The sequence below is a fragment of the Stenotrophomonas sp. Sm10 genome (assembly GCF_030985515.1).
GTDB classification, from domain to species: Bacteria; Pseudomonadota; Gammaproteobacteria; order Xanthomonadales; family Xanthomonadaceae; genus Stenotrophomonas; species Stenotrophomonas hibiscicola.
The window spans coordinates 1-15022 of the sequence record NZ_JAPTFO010000036.1; the positions used below are offsets into that span (position 1 = coordinate 1).

Consider the following 15022-nt stretch of genomic DNA (forward strand, 5'->3'; position numbering starts at 1 on the left):
GACAGGCCGGCAACCACGTGGTCACCAGGAACACCCTGCGGAAGCCGGCCAGCGGCCGGCTCTACCAAGCGCCAATCCGTCCGCCATCGTGCGCCCGGTAGGTGTCGACCTTGGTCGACACGCAGCAAACATCAACGGTGATGCATCCACCAGCAATCAATCGCGTCCAGCACGATGTGGATGATCAAACCGATGCCGAACAACCTGGTCTTCTTCGGCACGCACAGCCCCGCGTAGACGGCGATGGCCGGGGCCGTATGCAGCGGGTGGAACCCGATGCTGCAGCGGTTCGGTGCATAGATCGGGTCAGCCAGCAGATGGTCCAGGTCGATGATCCAGCCCAGCAGCATCAGCAGCCACGCCGAGGCAAAGCGCTTGCGCCAGAACAGCCATGCCAGCAGGGCTGGCACGGCGGCATGCAGGAACAGGTGGAAGGTCGCGCGCGCGCTCATCGGCAACGGTGGCACCGGGCGGGCCCGGCGCCGTCCATCACACCAGCGGTTCGTCGGACAGGTAGGTATAACCGGTCAGGCCGGCTTCCAGCGCGTCCGACAGTTCCTGCGCGCGTTCCGGCGACAGCTGCGCTGCAGCCACGCGCTGCGCATAGGTCGCCCGCAGTTCGTCCAGGCGGTAACCCACGTAATCCAGCATCACGTCGGTGGTGTCGCCGCGGCGCTGCTGGGTAATGGCGTAGCCATCGGCATCGGCCAGCACTTCCACCGCGTCGGTATCGCCGAACAGGTTGTGGATGTCGCCCAGGATTTCCTGGTACGCGCCGACCATGAAGAAGCCGATGCGGTAGCTCTCGCCCGGCTTCATCTTGTGCAGCGGCAGCGAGCTGTCCAGGCTCTCGTTCTCGACATAGGTTTCCACCATGCCGTCCGAGTCGCAGGTCATGTCAGCGATGATGCCGCGGCGGTCCGGGGTCTCGTCCAGGCGCTCGATCGGCACGATCGGGAACACCTGGTCGATCGCCCACACGTCGGGGATCGATTCGAACACGCTGAAGTTGACGAAGTACTTGTCGACCAGGCGCTCGTTCAGTTCGTCCAGCACCGGGCGATGGCTCTTCTCGTCATAGCTCAGGCGCGCACGCACGCCGTGGGCGATGGCGTAGAACAGATCGTCGATGCGCGCACGCTGCGGCAGGTCGATCTGGCCCAGCGCGTAGCTGGCCAGGCCTTCGGCATGGAAATGCTGGGCTTCCTGGAACAGTTCCACCGCCGGGCGCACGTCCAGCTCGTCGTGGATTTCGCGCAGGTGGCGGATCGCCGCCGGTTCGTCGTCGTGCTGGTCCGGCACGCGGCCTTCCTGCGCTTCTTCCACTTCCGAGACGTTGGCGATCAGCACCGCGTGGTGCGCCGTCATCGCACGGCCGCACTCGGTGACGATGCGCGGCGGGGTCAGGCCGAACTCTTCGCAGGCATTGGCCAGCGGCTGCACGATGTTGCTGGCGTAGGAATGCAGGCCGTAGTTGATCGAGCAGAAGCTGCGCGAACGGGTGCCTTCATAGTCCACGCCCAGGCCACCACCCACGTCGACGTGGGTGATCTTCGCGCCCAGGCGCGACAGCTCCACGAAGTAGCGGGTGGCTTCGCGCATGCCGTTGGCGATGTCGCGCACGTTGGAGATCTGCGAGCCCATATGGAAGTGCAGCAGGTTCAGGCAGTCGGCGTACTCGGTGTCACGCAGCGACTTCCACAGGTCCAGCAGCTGGCGCGGCGACAGGCCGAACTTGGCCTTGTCGCCACCGCTGTTCTGCCACTTGCCGGCGCCCAGCGAGGCCAAGCGCATGCGCACGCCCAGGCCCGGCTTCACGTCCAGCGCCTTGGACTCTTCCAGCACCAGCTTCAGCTCGGACGGCTTCTCGATGACGATGAAGGTCTGCAGGCCCAGCTTGCGGCCGATCAGGGCCAGGCGGATGTACTCGCGGTCCTTGTAGCCATTGCAGACGATCAGGCCACCCGGACGCGACAGCGCCAGCACGGCCATCAGCTCGGGCTTGCTGCCCGCTTCCAGGCCGAAGCCCTCGCCGTGGTGGCTGGCCAGGGTGCCGGCCACGCCGCGGGTCTGGTTGACCTTGATCGGGTACACGGCGGTGTAGCCGCCGCTGTACTCCCAGTCCTGCTGGGCCTGGGCGAAGGCCGCCTGCAGCTTGCCCAGCCGCTGGCCGAGGATGTCCGGGAAGCGCACCAGCAGCGGCAGCTTGGCGCCGGCCGCGCGCGCCGCATCGACCACCTTGGGCAGCGACACCACCGGGCCGTCCGCCCCGGTCGGTCTCACCACCATGTGCCCGGCCTGATCCACGTCGAAGTAACCGTCCGCCCAATGCGGGATCGAGTAGGTCTTGCGGGCTTGGTCGAGGGACCAATCGGTCATTTCAGTCGGCCTTGTTGGCAATAAAAGGGGGGGCATGATAACGCCTATGTGCCCACAGGTTCGTTATCATGCGCGCCCGCGCCCGTGACAGGTTCCAACCTGAACGGGCCGATCCGTCCGGATGTGGCATCTGTGCCACGCGGCCCCGCCCGCCAGCCCGGCTCCACCCCTCCGAACAGGACTGTTTTCCAATGACTGACAGCAACAACTGGTACATCGAACACTTCGAGCGCACCGGCTCGGCCATCGGCTACCGCATCACCGGCAAGCTGGACGAGGTGCAGTCGCCGTTCCAGAAGATCGAGATCTTCCAGACCACCGACTGGGGCAACCTGATGACCATCGACGGGGCCATCATGCTGACCAGCAAGGACAACTTCTTCTACCACGAGATGATCAGCCACCCGGTGCTGTTCACCCACGCCGCGCCCAAGCGCGTGGTGATCATCGGTGGCGGCGACTGCGGCACCCTGCGCGAAGTGCTCAAGCACACCGGCGTGGAGAGCGTGACCCAGTGCGATATCGACGAGCAGGTCACGGTGATGGCGCGCAAGCACTTCCCGGAACTGTGCGACTCCAACGACGACCCGCGCGCCGAGCTGCTGTTCGACGACGGCGTGGCCTACATGGCCAACTGCCCGGCGGGCAGCGTGGACGTGGTGATCGTCGATTCGACCGACCCGGTCGGCCCGGGCGAAGGCCTGTTCAACAAAGCCTTCTACGAGAGCTGCTTCAAGGCCCTGAAGGACGACGGCATCCTGGTGCAGCAGTCCGAGTCGCCGCTGATGCAGCTGGAACTGATCAACGAAATGCGCGCCGAGATGGGCAAGGCCGGCTTCGGTTCGTTCAAGACCCTGCCGTTCCCGCAGCCGTGCTACCCCACCGGCTGGTGGAGCGTAACCATGGCGCGCAAGGGCGACAGCAGCTTCGACTTCCGCCAGGCCGACTCGGCCGCCAAGACCTTCAACACCCTGTACTACACCGCCGCGCTGCACACCGGCGTGCTGGTGACCCCGCCGTTCGTGCAGGCTGCATTGAAGGGTTGATCCAAACAGAAACCCGCGCTGGCGACAGCGCGGGTTTTCTGCTTTCTGTAGAGCCGAGCCCACGCTCGGCTGCTGTTCGGACAGGTTGCGATAAATCAAGCCGAGCATAGGCTCGGCTCTACAGTCACAGCGCCCAGATACCGGCGATCACCGCCACCACCAGGCCCCACTTGATCAGCTGATACGCCACCACGCTGCGCTCGCGCAGTGCCTTGGCCTTCAGGCGCACCTTGTAGACGCTGCCAAATGCCTTGTTGACGCCACCGGTCGGGTCACCCGGCAGGTTCGGCGATGCACCACCGGCCAGCAGCGTGGCCGCCACCGCGCGGTTGAACAGCCCCGGCAGGCCGAAGCGCAGCGGGCGGGCGATATCGCAGAACAGGATCACGCGGTCCTGCTGCGTCTCGTTGTGTGCATGGTGGATGTAGGTCTCGTCGAACATCATCCACTCGCCGTCGCGCCAGCTCTTCTTGATGCCGTCCACTTCGATGTAGCAAGCATCGTCGTTGGGTGTGCTCAGGCCCAGGTGCAGGCGCAGCGAGCCGGCGAACGGGTCGCGGTGCGGGCGCAGCTCACTGCCCGGCGGCAGCTGCGCGAACATCGCCGCACGCACATCCGGGAGCGACTCGATCAGCGCCGTGGTCTTCGGGCACAGCGTCTTGGCCGACGGGTGCGACGGGCCGTACCACTTCAGGTAGAAGCGCTTCCAGCCACGACGGAAGAACGAATTGAAGCCGGCATCGTTGAACGTGCTGGAGGCAGCGATCTTCTGCGCGTCGCGCAGCGCCAGCGCCTCGTCGCGGATCATCTGCCAGTTCTGGCGCAGCGGCTCCAGCTGCGGGAACTCCTTGCCCGGGTCCAGGAACGGGGTGGTCGGCACCTTCGAGAACATGTACATGACCACGTTGATCGGGGCCATGAAACTGGAGTGGTCCAGCAGCTGGCGCGACCAGCGCGCGCGGACCTTGCCACGGAAGTGGATGTACAGCACGCAGGCCACGAACAGCGCTGCAATGACGATTTTGATGATCAAAGCACTTTCCTCCAGCCGCGGCCGGAACGGGAAACGGGGCGATGCACGGCCAGGCGGCCAGCACCGGTGGGGAACGCGGCAGGGGACGGGGACGTGCCGGAGGGGGCGGCCGCCGATGTCGCGGATTAACAGCTTATGGTCGGCAGGCCGTGCGCCGGGGTCAAGTTGCCCGTGCGCCGTGTTCATCCGGTTGCGAAGGAGGCGCAGGGCTGGGCGCGCAAGCTGTTGATGCTAAAGGCCAATCGGAATAAGTGAGACAGAATTGTCCGATTCTGCGCGACGAACTGTTCCAGCCACGACCCCGACATTTCTCCGACAAATCGTGGAATAGCGAACTGGCGAGTACTAAAATTAACGAAAACTTAGTAACTCCCTGTAACACCGGTTCGCTTGACGCATTGCGCCACCCACCGGGTCGTCCGAGACCCCGACATGCATCTTCCTGCCCTGCCATCCTCCTCCTGCGGCGATGACGCCGCATCCCCGCTGCTGCTCAAGCGCGGCGAGCGTTTCCTGGCCCCGGATGTCTACCGCACCTGCCTGGACGGGCGCGAGGCGGTCATCAAGGACTATTCCCGCTACCGCGGCACCCCCGTTTCGCTGATCGCGCGGCTGATGGTGCGCCGTGAAGCACGCATGCTGCAGCGCCTCGGCGGCTGGAAGCATGCCCCCGCACTGCTCGGCACCCTGGGCGGCCTGGCGCTGGGCATGGAGTTCATCCCGGGCCAGACGCTCAGCACCGCGCAGGCGGTGGGCAATGAAGTGTTCGAGCAGCTGCAGCACGCGCTCAGCCGTTTGCACGCCGCCGGCATCACCCACAACGACCTGCATGGCACCAACGTGGTGGTCAGCGGCGGCGTGCCGGTGCTGCTGGACTTCACCTCGGCCTGGCGCGCCCCGCGCTGGCTGCGCCGCAATCCACTGAGCCGGCAGATGCGCCGCAGCGACATGAAGAACCTGCTGAAGATGCGCCAGCGCGTGACCGGCCAGGCCCCGAGTGCCGCGCAGGCCGCGCTGGTGGCCGACCCGGGCTGGGTCGCCGCCGTGCGCCAGGGCTGGAAGCGGTTCTATAAGTGGGCCAAGCGCCGGTAGGGGTCGAGCTCGCTCGACCGCTTTACCGCTCTTTGTAGAGCCGAGCCCGCGCTCGGCTGCTGTTCCTGCATCGCGCGAAATGCAGCCGAGCATCGGCTCGGCTCTACAACATCCCGCCGAACGGGTTACAACGCGTCCGCGTCCAACTCACCGGTACGAATACGCACCACGCTGCCCAGGTCGTACACGAACACCTTGCCGTCCCCGATCTTGCCGGTGCCGGCAGCCTTCACGATGGCCTCAACCACCGCCTCCACCTGGTCATCGGTCACCGCCACTTCCAGCTTCACCTTCGGCAGGAAATCGACCACATACTCCGCGCCGCGGTACAGCTCGGTATGGCCCTTCTGGCGACCAAAGCCCTTCACTTCCGTCACCGTGATCCCGGTAACCCCACGCTCGGCCAGCGCTTCGCGCACGTCGTCGAGCTTGAACGGCTTGATCACCGCCATGACCATCTTCATCGTCTATCTCCTGTCTTCCGGCGTGGAGGATAGCGCCTGAACGCGGCCCGTGCGAAGCCGCTGCGGCCTGTCCGGGCAGTGGGTGCCGGCAGTATGCTTGTGCCCGAATGGCCTGCCCGCGCCGGATGCACGGGCCCACCCCCACGGAGCACCCCATGATCGACCTGAACCAAATCGATGACCTCGCCCGTCGCCTCAGCGACCTGGTGCCGCCGGGCCTGCGCGAATCGCGCGAGGAACTGCAGGCCACCTTCAAGAGCGCGCTGCAGGCCGGCCTGGCCAAGCTCGACCTGGTCACCCGCGAGGAGTTCGAAGTGCAGCGCGCCGTGCTGCTGAAGACCCGCCAGAAGCTGGACGCGCTGGAAACCGCCGTGCGCGAGCTGGAAGGGCGCGGCGCCGCAGAATGAAAAAAGGAGGCGCACCGCGCCTCCCGTTTACAGATTATTTCCCGGATGGGGCCTTGCAGCAAGGCCCACCGGGCGCCCTAGACTCGCCGGCCTGTCGATCCGGCAGGACACGCAGGGGCAGTGCCGATGGCGCAGGACACCGAATGGACACCCGTTTCGCATGACACCTGCGACCAGGTCGCCGGGCCGTTCTACCACGGCACCCGCGCTGACCTGGCGGTGGGCGAGTTGCTGAGCGCAGGCTTCCGCTCCAACTATCGCGACAGCGTGGTGATGAACCACATCTACTTCACCACCATTGCCAAGGGCGCCGGGCTGGCTGCGGAGATGGCCCGGGGTGAAGGGCGGCCGCGCGTGTATGTGGTGGAGCCGACCGGGCCGTTTGAAGACGACCCGAACGTGACCAACAAGAAGTTTCCCGGGAACCCGACGCGGTCGTATCGGAGTGCGCAGCCGTTGCGGGTGGTAGGGGAGATTGTGGAGTGGGAAGCCTATGACGCGGAGTTCGTTCGGCAGTTGAAGGCGTTTGTTGCTTCGGGGAGTGGGGAGATCATCAACTGACACTGATAAGGAGGAAGATCAGCGCTTCCCTGCGGCCGCTATTTGCAGGGTGTGCTACCCAGTAGCTCGCCCTTCAGCCGTCGCATCGTGGAGTCGAGCGCTCCAAGGAACGACGCATCGTCGTCTGTCACAAGCGCGCGCGCCCGCACCAGCATCACCTCAGCCCGGCGGCAATTCTCCCTCCCCCCCAACGAAATGAGATGGGAAGCGAGGCGCTGCATCGCCGCAGGATCTCCTCTCGAAACCCCCTCCTCCATCCATTGCCTATAGAGGGCTGCATTGCCTATCTCGCGGTAGTGATTCTCCACCAACGCCTGAGCGTACCCATCGCCAGAGCGGGCCCTGGCTTCCATCTGTGCTGCGGATTCGGGGCCGTAGCTTTCGCTCCTGCTCCCTGCGATCACATCGCTGGCGGTGCCACCGGGATTGGTGCAAGCCAGAAGGCATAGCGCCATGCTCGTGAACAAGACCAGTCTCACACAAGCGTTCATCCTGCATCGCCACATGGTTGGGCCGCTCCCCTGATACAGCGCGATGCTAGAGCGGCCGAGTTCAGCCATCAAGCCGGCGCATGGCCAGACCAACGCATGGGATCAGGGGCCCCGCCAGATCCACGTTCGAGGCACACGGGCAAGTCCGCTACGGGTTGCTGGCTGGCCACTGATCAACAGGAAATGCCCTGCGCGAGCCAATGTCCGCATCCGGCCAGAAGCGGACGTTCACCACAGGCGCGAATTCACAAGCCGAGTCTTCGCGCCAGAAAACGGGCATGAAAAGCAAGTGGAGCCGCACTTCATCGCGTGCCGCACCGCAGCCAACTGACGCTATCACTCTTCGATCTCTATTCTCACAACGAAGTCCAGATACTGAGGAAGCCCGTTTCTCAAGGGACACTTAAGCTCATCGTACGCGTAGTGAATTTGAACTTTCCGTCCGATGGCGTATGCAGAAATGGAATTTGGATCATCCGTCAAGATTGCTTCCGACCTTGAACTCCCATCGTTTAGGGTGAACTCGAATTCGTTTGGGTGATCGAGGCGCTCCTGCCCCGCAACGTACAGGCTCGCAATTACACCCGTGACGCACTCACCCTCAATGACTCCAGACTCGATATTGGACCACCACTCCTCGCTACCAAATAGCCCCTTATTGCCTTTTAATCCGAGCAATGGCTTCGCATCGTTCAACGTCAAGGATTGCGTATCTCGAATCCTGGACTGATCTTTCTCAAGATCATTGCGCAAGCTGTAGACGACCTTCATCCATCGCTCCTGACAGTGTGAGCCCGTGGTATCGGGAGATCGTACTTGAGGACGCTCGCGTTGAAAATATAGAGCGTGATCCCCGTTCCAAGCACAGCTTTCAGAGCCTGTCCTTGTATGAAATTTATCTCGCCTTCCTTGATTGGCAAATCACTGGCGCGCAAGAGCCGGATCTCTATCGGGCAATCGCCGCCGAGCATCGTATCGCTGGCAATGACTGAGGATCACTTAGGTCAACCCGACGTTAGCAAGTATGTTCGAGCTCCAATAAACGCCACGTCTTCACCCGTTAGATAAAGTGCACCGGTCACGCCCTCAGGTAGCGCCTGTACTCGCCGCCTGTTTGCATCTATTGCATCCACACCAATAGAGATGTCACGGACGTTTTCTGGAGAGGTGCGCCGGCGTCCCAGCTGGATGTCTTCCAGTGTCCTCGGAATTTCATACATCGAGACAAACTTGTCTCCGACGCATATCGGGCCGCCCGTGACAACAAAACCCACGTACACCGACTTCCCAGTGCGATCCTTGGCGATCGTCTCAACAAAGAACTCGACGGTCGAACTCATGACTGGCCTCTAGCTATTTGGATGCGCAGGACTTCTGCGATTCGTTCCAGCGTAAATTCCTGTTGCTGCGTTCGAAAAGTGCTATCAGCGCCACCCGGCACCTAATCCCGTGAAGAGCAATCTTGTTGTTCAGCCAATCAAACTAACATAATCAATGGAGCGTGCAGAAATGCATCTCCAAGATCCTCATTCCCCTTGAGCCGAAGTCATCACCTGAAATGGTTCTTCGTGCTCCACGTAGGTGTGTAGAGTCGAATTCTGGCGTCACACTGGCTTACGTCATTTATTGGATTCATCGTGTCCGTACTCTCTCGCAGGCGGATGGCTGCACCTATATCGGAATCATCTGGACTGCGGGTCCGCTTCGGCCAGAAGCGGACGTTGGTTGTCGGCTACCACGTGCCGGTCAAGAGATGAGAAGGAAGCTCTTCCAGCGCACACTGCGGTGCATCCACTTCCCAATACACGAAGCAACAACCGCACCCCTCAAAGTTTTCGGGGCAGGTAGCCATGTTGTCTCGCCAGCGGTCCAACCATTGCTCGACAAGCTCCCACTCGGCATTGAACTTAGCCTCGGATCCGGCGTCGTCACCCTCACCTAGCAGGACAGTTATGACAGCTCGCGGCATCGGAGGAGAATGTCTGCTTTGGGTCGAAAGCGGAGAATAGCACCGGGCTAACGCCTAAGCAGTGCTGATGTCTGCTTCCGGCCAGAAGCGGACGCTCGCAATATCTCCACCAGGCCCAATCACGAAGCGGTCTTGCCCTGAATTAATTCTCGTGCCGGTCCCTAGTTGAACATCTCCAACAGATCCCTGTCTTCATGCCGCTGCTCCCACGTGGAGAGAAAACAGAAGCTCACACCACTTCGCATGGCAGACTTCTGAAACCCGGCCAGCTCTTCCTTCGTGACCGGATACTCAACCGGATCAAAATGCAGAAGCCCCCACGGCTTGGCGAAAGAGAACCCAGGCATGAGTTCCGAGAAGATCGCCTTGAGCAGGGGCCGGATATTCGAGAAGTCCTTGATCGGACCCGCGCGATTGCCAAGGGCGTGACACTGGCGGCGAATGGTCCTGTCTCCACCGACCAGGCGCGCAATAAAATGGTCCTGATGCACCTGAACGTAGATCAGCTGGCGGCGAAACATCCTCATCCTCTTCTCAACTCCGCACGCTTAACAGTCGTCCATGTGCCTGCATGTCTTTCCATCAAAGCGCCGGCCGCGCCTCCAGCGCGCTTGAACCCCTTCGCAGCAGGTACAGCGCAACCAGGAACGGCCACAGCGAGTTGATCGACGAGAACACGCGCTGGGTCAGCCCCCTGAACCCCTCCGGGTCCGCTCCCACCACGTTCAACCAGAGATAGACAATCCCCGCGACGCTCAACGCAGCAGTCACGGCGTACGCTCTTCGGTTGGCAGACCACGCGCTCAATTCGATGTGCGACATCGCCGGTGCAATGATGTTTGCGATGCCAATGGTGTAGAAGCCGTGCATCGGATGGCCCATGGGCCAGAGCCCGTTGGTCAGCATGGAGATGCCAAAGATCATCCAGCAGATCGCGCCTACGGCAATCCGGCGGCCGGACTCTCGCCATACCCCGATGGCAAACGCCACGAAGCCCACGCCGCAGCCGATGGGGGCAATCCTGGCGCAGATGCTTGCAAGCGTTGGTGCCTGCAGCAGTTCGCTGGCGTGCTGTGCAAGCGGGTTGTAGCCCGGCGCGAACAGGGCGGCAACGCTGGTCCAGAACAGGAACCACGGAAGCGGGACCAGACCCGCAGACAGAAGAAGTCGATTGCGGCGTAACACGTACAGTGATCCTTGTCTTGGCCTGCGCCAGTGGGTGGAATCCATTCGAACGCTGCAGAACCTTGCTGCTGCGAGCAGGACGGCCTTGATTGCCTACAGCTGTAGTCAGGTTGCGCGCGGCACTCGGTAGGTTCAATAGGCAGGAAGTCATTTAAACCATCCAACGGGTGTCGCGCCGGTTCGCTTGCATGAGCTATCACACATGCCCGATGGGTGAGTGCTGTCGCATTTGCCGCGCCTTGCATCTCCAACGGAAGGTTCTGACGACTCCGTTCCAGAAGCGCCGTTCCGCCTAGCACGCCAAGGCTCTCGCCGCTTCCGGTGCTATGCGACAATGCTAAAAACGTCTCGGGTTTTGGCGGCATTGACCCCTCCCCGTTGGCATTCCGCACAACAGCAGGTAATCGTTACTGCGCCACCGTGCATCGGTGGTCGGGCCTCGAAAACCCGGATTGCTAGACGTAAGTTTGCGCTTGCCAGCCGGCACCACCGCGCGTGGTGCCGGCTGGCAATCCGTCTGCCGGCTATGGCGGGCGGGGCGTGGGGGCCTCGTGCCCGCCGGCTTTGTCTAGCAACCGGTTTTCGAGCCACGCCCTGTCCGCCACCTTTATCGGTGGCGGCTTCTGCCTGCATGCACGGAGCCCGCCATGACCACGCCGCACTCCCCGCCCCCGCGCCCGATCCAGGAAGCGCCCTCGGCCGCTCCGGCCCTGGACCCCAACAGCCTCATCGCCATCCTGCACGCCATCGGCGCGGGCGCTGCTGCCGACGGCCGGCCGTGGCCCGAGCGGCATCACCTGCGCAGCCGGCAGATGGCGTTGTCCGACGCCGACTGCGCGCTCACCGGCCAGCGCATCGTGCAGGAGATCCTGCTGGCGGCCGAGCGCACGCGCCAGAACGGTGAGCCCGAACAGTACGTCGGCGACCGGGTGATGGAGGGGCTGGTGATGGCCGATCTGGCGCTGACCGCCTTCATCCACGAGCGGATGCGACCCAAGGACTGAGCGCGCTTATGGCGCGGACCTTTCTGCCTGTGTGCGGGGTGACGAATGAAGATGCACGGCCTTGCCGCTGCGGCGGTGTGCATCGCGGTGATCGGCGCGATGTGGATGGAGTGGCCCGAGCCAGCAGTGGATCAAGTGTGGGCCTACCAGAAGCTGCAGCCGGCCGACTACCGCCTGCTGCACAGTCATGCGCGCGGCTTCGTGACCGCGAAGGCCCACGAGGGCTTTGAACTGCACGCGCGCCATGCCGGGGCGACGTCCTTCGAGATCCGATGCAAGGGTGTGCTGGTGATGGACGTGGAGAACGCGCCCTCGCGCGTGCTGATCCGCATGCCCGCCGATGCCCGCTGGCGGGCGCCGGATATCGAACGGCTGCGTATCAGCTTCGAGCGTTGGCTGGATCTGCACCAGAGCCAGGGGCGATTGCTGGTGGAGAGTGCGGGGCCATCGTGGGCTGAGGCTTGGCTAAGACGCTTCGGCGCTGCGGTGCCGGATGGGCAGCGGTGCTTGCTGGAAGCGCTTGAAGCGCCGGAACAGTGAGCTGATTCAGTCCACACCAATCGTTGGCAGCCCGCCACTGCGGGCCGCCACACGGCTCAGCTGATCTCCGGAATCCTGCCCAGTTCCGCCACCAGTTGCGCGCACGCGGCGTCCACCTCGGCGAAGTAGGCATCCCATCCCGCCCGCTCACGCTTGGACAGATACAGATCCACGGCGGGGTACTCGCGCGCCGCACTGCGCACGGTATGCACCATCAGCGCCGCCTCGATCGCCGCCGAGGGGTACCCTGCATTGAAGCGCGATGCCACCTCGGTGAAGGCCGCCACCACCTTGCAGTGTTCGTCTCCATCGCGGCTGACAACCCCAACGTGACGCTCATCCGGCTCACGACCATCGGAGCGGTAGTCGTGGCCCTCGCAGCTGGTGTAGGTCACCAGGTTGTGGTCGATGGCGATGGCGAACAGGAGGCCCTTCACGCCTGGTTCGATGACCGATTCAAAATCCGGATGGAACCGCGACGCCAGGCAGCTCGTGGACGGATACGGCGTGCCCGTGTTGTTCATGTTGCCGAAGGGAGAACTGATCTGCTGTAACGGCGCCAGGATGGCCAGCCGTTCGGACACCACCTCATCGATCGGCGTATCCCAGAGGCGGATGAACAGATCGACCTGCGTGGACTGGTTGAATCCGCGCGACTCCAGGAACCTGACATTCATGGTGGTGTTCTCTCTCTTGGGCAAAGGGACGGCGCAGGGTCACGCCAGGGCGACATCCACGACGGCTTCGGCATCGGCGCGACGCACCTCGACCACGCGGCCACCTTCAACGTGCAGCACCTTGTTGGCACGCAGGATCGTCTCGGGGCGATGGGCAATCGATACGCAGGTGATGCCAAGCATCGCCAGGTTGTCCAGCAACTGCTTTTCTACCGAGACGTCCAGATTGGCGGTACCTTCGTCCAGCAGCAGGATGTGCGGATCGTGATAGAGCGCGCGCGCCAGCAGGATGCGCTGCTTCTGTCCGCCGGACAGCGCCGATCCCAGATCACCGATGCGGCTGTTGAACTTCATTGGCATTGCTTCGATCTCATCGAAGATCATCGCTGTCTCGGCGCACCACCGCGCCTTGGACTCATCAGGGCTGGCGTCGAAGAAGGAAATGTTGTCCAGGATGGTGCCCGACAACAGCATGTCGTCCTGCATCACCACGCCGATGCGGCGGCGGAAACTCTGCATCTCGAAATCCGCCATGGGCCGGCCATTGAAACGCACCTGCCCTTCGGCAAGCTCCATCAGACCGAGGATGAGGCGGAACAAGGTCGTCTTGCCGCTGCCGGAGGGGCCGATCAGCGCGACGAAGTCGCCCGCCTCGATCTGGAAGGTCGCACCGGAGATCACGGCCGGATCAATTGGGCCGTAGCGCGCGGACACATTGTCCACCTCAAGCCGGAAACCGTCGAAGTCGGCGGGGACCAGCGGTATTGCCACCTGGGCATCCTGCTCCGGGGGCGACAGCGCGATCTCGGACAGGCGATCCAGGTGCAGCGACACCATCCGCAGTTCCATCGCCTGTTCGGCCAGCGTCATCGATTTCTGCGCGAACTGCGCCTTGTAGACAAGCAGTGCAAACAGCAGGCCAATGGTCAATGAACCGGCAGCTACCTGTGTTGCGCCCACATAGATGCTGGCCGCCGCGTCGACGCCGAGCAGCATCACCTTCGATGCCGACTGTGCCGAGGTGGACAGGCCATGGCCCAGCTCCGCGTTTATCAGGCGGCTGTAATGGTTGTGCCAGTTGCCCAGGCGCTCCTGCTCCTTGGCAAAGATCTTGATCGGCTGCATGCCACGCAGGGTCTCGATCACATGGCCATTCTCCTCGGACCGCATCTTCACCACATTCTCGGCCAGCCGCCGGGTACTGCGGTGCCAGGTAACGCGCACGGCCGTGTAGAGCAGGAAGAAGCCCAGCGCCAGCCCGCCCAGCGCGAGCGAGTAATAGAAGAGAATGGAAATGAACACGATCGCCATGACGCCATCCAGCAGCACCCGGGGAAGGCTACCGACCAGTGTCTGCCGGATGATATTGGCAGATTGGTAGCGATCGATCAGATCACCCACGCGGCGCTTGCTGAAGAATTGCATCGGCAGGCGCAGCAGATGACTGAACAGCACGGACGAGAACTGTGCGTTGAAGGCCGATGCAAAATGCAGCAGCACGTAATCGCGCGAGAACGCGAGCACGCCCTGCAGCACCGCCGCACCAGCAAAGCCCAGCGCCAGGGCCGTGATGAAATCGAAGTCGCGGTTGGTCAGTCCCGTATCGATGACGGTCTTGAGCACCAGCGGGCTGAGCAGCGCAAACAGTTCCAGGAACGCAGTGATCCACACCACCTGCGCCACGAACGACCAGACACCGCGGCTGCCCTGCAGCAGGCGACGCAGGGTGAGGCGCCCGCCTTCGCTTCCCATCTGGAAGTCGGGACGCGGGGTGAACTGGGCGGCGATGCCGGTAAAGTGCCGGGACACCTCTTCCGCACGCATTTCCACCACGCCAAGGGCTGGGTCATGGATCACGTAGCGTGTGCCGCGGATGCCCGCCAGCACCACGAAATGCTCGAAATCCCAATGCAGCAGTGCCGGCAGCTGCAGCTTGGCCAATGACGGAATCTCGCAGCGCACAGTGCGGGTATCCAGGCCGATTCGCCGCGCGAGTTCAACGACATCGCGCAGCGTGGCCCCCTTCATCGAGATCGGGAACCGCTCGCGCAAAGCAAGCAGCGTCACATCCAACCCGTGGTAGCCGGCAACCATCGCCAGGCAGGCCAACGCGCACTCGCTGTGCTCGGCCTGGTAGATCATCGGTGTCTTGCGCCCACTGCGGATCGACATGC

Annotated in this window: 16 protein-coding genes; 6 read left to right on the top strand and 10 right to left on the bottom strand. The window is 63.1% G+C overall.

Annotated features, from left to right (window positions below; translation table 11 throughout):
- Positions 1-131 precede the first annotated feature (131 nt).
- Positions 132-452, bottom strand: coding sequence for a DUF6122 family protein (locus O0J15_RS11750; RefSeq protein WP_021201930.1), 321 nt, complete (start codon positions 450-452; stop codon positions 132-134).
- 37 nt (positions 453-489) lie between these two features.
- Positions 490-2379, bottom strand: a complete 1890-nt coding sequence (gene speA, locus O0J15_RS11755) for an arginine decarboxylase (RefSeq protein ID WP_061480252.1) — start codon at positions 2377-2379, stop codon at positions 490-492.
- A 191-nt stretch (positions 2380-2570) separates the two neighbouring features.
- On the opposite strand from speA, the gene speE reads away from it, so the two are divergent.
- Positions 2571-3425 (top strand): polyamine aminopropyltransferase, encoded by an 855-nt coding sequence (speE, locus tag O0J15_RS11760; RefSeq protein ID WP_134732422.1) that lies wholly within the window; start codon positions 2571-2573, stop codon positions 3423-3425.
- 124 nt (positions 3426-3549) lie between these two features.
- Here the strand turns inward: speE and O0J15_RS11765 are convergent, their stop codons facing one another.
- Positions 3550-4455, bottom strand: coding sequence for an aspartyl/asparaginyl beta-hydroxylase domain-containing protein (locus O0J15_RS11765; protein ID WP_204323378.1), 906 nt, complete (start codon positions 4453-4455; stop codon positions 3550-3552).
- A 435-nt stretch (positions 4456-4890) separates the two neighbouring features.
- Between O0J15_RS11765 and O0J15_RS11770 the strand changes: the two genes are divergently transcribed.
- Positions 4891-5550, top strand: a complete 660-nt coding sequence (locus O0J15_RS11770) for an RIO1 family regulatory kinase/ATPase (protein ID WP_049417050.1) — start codon at positions 4891-4893, stop codon at positions 5548-5550.
- Positions 5551-5675: 125 nt separating this feature from the next.
- Here O0J15_RS11770 and O0J15_RS11775 read toward each other — a convergent pair whose 3' ends face one another.
- A complete protein-coding gene (locus O0J15_RS11775; protein WP_005411374.1) occupies positions 5676-6014 on the bottom strand; it encodes a P-II family nitrogen regulator in 339 nt (112 codons plus the stop codon).
- 155 nt (positions 6015-6169) lie between these two features.
- On the opposite strand from O0J15_RS11775, the gene O0J15_RS11780 reads away from it, so the two are divergent.
- The gene (locus O0J15_RS11780; RefSeq protein WP_005419983.1) at positions 6170-6421 is read left to right on the top strand and encodes an accessory factor UbiK family protein; all 252 of its coding nucleotides are present in this window, start codon (positions 6170-6172) and stop codon (positions 6419-6421) included.
- A 126-nt stretch (positions 6422-6547) separates the two neighbouring features.
- Complete coding sequence (gene arr, locus O0J15_RS11785; RefSeq protein WP_227853772.1) at positions 6548-6982, top strand: NAD(+)--rifampin ADP-ribosyltransferase; 435 nt, start codon at positions 6548-6550, stop codon at positions 6980-6982.
- Between the two features lie 827 nt (positions 6983-7809).
- Here arr and O0J15_RS11790 read toward each other — a convergent pair.
- From O0J15_RS11790 to O0J15_RS11805, 4 genes are all read right to left on the bottom strand, one after another.
- The gene (locus O0J15_RS11790) at positions 7810-8244 is read right to left on the bottom strand and encodes a hypothetical protein (protein WP_111205629.1); all 435 of its coding nucleotides are present in this window, start codon (positions 8242-8244) and stop codon (positions 7810-7812) included.
- 233 nt (positions 8245-8477) lie between these two features.
- Complete coding sequence (locus O0J15_RS11795) at positions 8478-8813, bottom strand: hypothetical protein (protein ID WP_136191753.1); 336 nt, start codon at positions 8811-8813, stop codon at positions 8478-8480.
- A gap of 790 nt (positions 8814-9603) precedes the next feature.
- On the bottom strand, positions 9604-9963 hold the full coding sequence (locus O0J15_RS11800) for a hypothetical protein (RefSeq protein ID WP_308305695.1): 360 nt from the start codon (positions 9961-9963) through the stop codon (positions 9604-9606).
- Between the two features lie 61 nt (positions 9964-10024).
- Positions 10025-10627 (bottom strand): DUF998 domain-containing protein, encoded by a 603-nt coding sequence (locus tag O0J15_RS11805; protein ID WP_308305703.1) that lies wholly within the window; start codon positions 10625-10627, stop codon positions 10025-10027.
- A gap of 647 nt (positions 10628-11274) precedes the next feature.
- Between O0J15_RS11805 and O0J15_RS11810 the strand changes: the two genes are divergently transcribed.
- Together O0J15_RS11810 and O0J15_RS11815 are read left to right on the top strand one after the other, a co-directional pair.
- Positions 11275-11631 carry a hypothetical protein gene (locus O0J15_RS11810; RefSeq protein ID WP_308305696.1) on the top strand — a complete coding sequence of 119 codons (357 nt, stop codon included), beginning with the start codon at positions 11275-11277 and terminating at the stop codon, positions 11629-11631.
- 45 nt (positions 11632-11676) lie between these two features.
- Entirely contained in the window at positions 11677-12171 is a 495-nt protein-coding gene (locus O0J15_RS11815; protein ID WP_164143995.1) for a cold-shock protein, read from the top strand.
- Positions 12172-12227: 56 nt separating this feature from the next.
- On the opposite strand, the gene O0J15_RS11820 is transcribed toward O0J15_RS11815, so the two are convergent.
- Complete coding sequence (locus O0J15_RS11820; protein WP_155030248.1) at positions 12228-12848, bottom strand: hypothetical protein; 621 nt, start codon at positions 12846-12848, stop codon at positions 12228-12230.
- 39 nt (positions 12849-12887) lie between these two features.
- Entirely contained in the window at positions 12888-15020 is a 2133-nt protein-coding gene (locus tag O0J15_RS11825) for a peptidase domain-containing ABC transporter (RefSeq protein WP_155030249.1), read from the bottom strand.
- Positions 15021-15022 lie beyond the last annotated feature (2 nt).

Coding starts and splice junctions, on each gene's coding strand:
- O0J15_RS11750 (WP_021201930.1), bottom strand. CDS start 452: ATGAGCGCGCGCGCGACCTTCCACCTGTTCCTGCATGCCGCCGTGCCA.
- speA (WP_061480252.1), bottom strand. CDS start 2,379: ATGACCGATTGGTCCCTCGACCAAGCCCGCAAGACCTACTCGATCCCG.
- speE (WP_134732422.1), top strand. CDS start 2,571: ATGACTGACAGCAACAACTGGTACATCGAACACTTCGAGCGCACCGGC.
- O0J15_RS11770 (WP_049417050.1), top strand. CDS start 4,891: ATGCATCTTCCTGCCCTGCCATCCTCCTCCTGCGGCGATGACGCCGCA.
- O0J15_RS11775 (WP_005411374.1), bottom strand. CDS start 6,014: ATGAAGATGGTCATGGCGGTGATCAAGCCGTTCAAGCTCGACGACGTG.
- O0J15_RS11780 (WP_005419983.1), top strand. CDS start 6,170: ATGATCGACCTGAACCAAATCGATGACCTCGCCCGTCGCCTCAGCGAC.
- arr (WP_227853772.1), top strand. CDS start 6,548: ATGGCGCAGGACACCGAATGGACACCCGTTTCGCATGACACCTGCGAC.
- O0J15_RS11790 (WP_111205629.1), bottom strand. CDS start 8,244: ATGAAGGTCGTCTACAGCTTGCGCAATGATCTTGAGAAAGATCAGTCC.
- O0J15_RS11795 (WP_136191753.1), bottom strand. CDS start 8,813: ATGAGTTCGACCGTCGAGTTCTTTGTTGAGACGATCGCCAAGGATCGC.
- O0J15_RS11800 (WP_308305695.1), bottom strand. CDS start 9,963: ATGTTTCGCCGCCAGCTGATCTACGTTCAGGTGCATCAGGACCATTTT.
- O0J15_RS11810 (WP_308305696.1), top strand. CDS start 11,275: ATGACCACGCCGCACTCCCCGCCCCCGCGCCCGATCCAGGAAGCGCCC.
- O0J15_RS11815 (WP_164143995.1), top strand. CDS start 11,677: ATGAAGATGCACGGCCTTGCCGCTGCGGCGGTGTGCATCGCGGTGATC.
- O0J15_RS11820 (WP_155030248.1), bottom strand. CDS start 12,848: ATGAATGTCAGGTTCCTGGAGTCGCGCGGATTCAACCAGTCCACGCAG.
- O0J15_RS11825 (WP_155030249.1), bottom strand. CDS start 15,020: ATGTCGATCCGCAGTGGGCGCAAGACACCGATGATCTACCAGGCCGAG.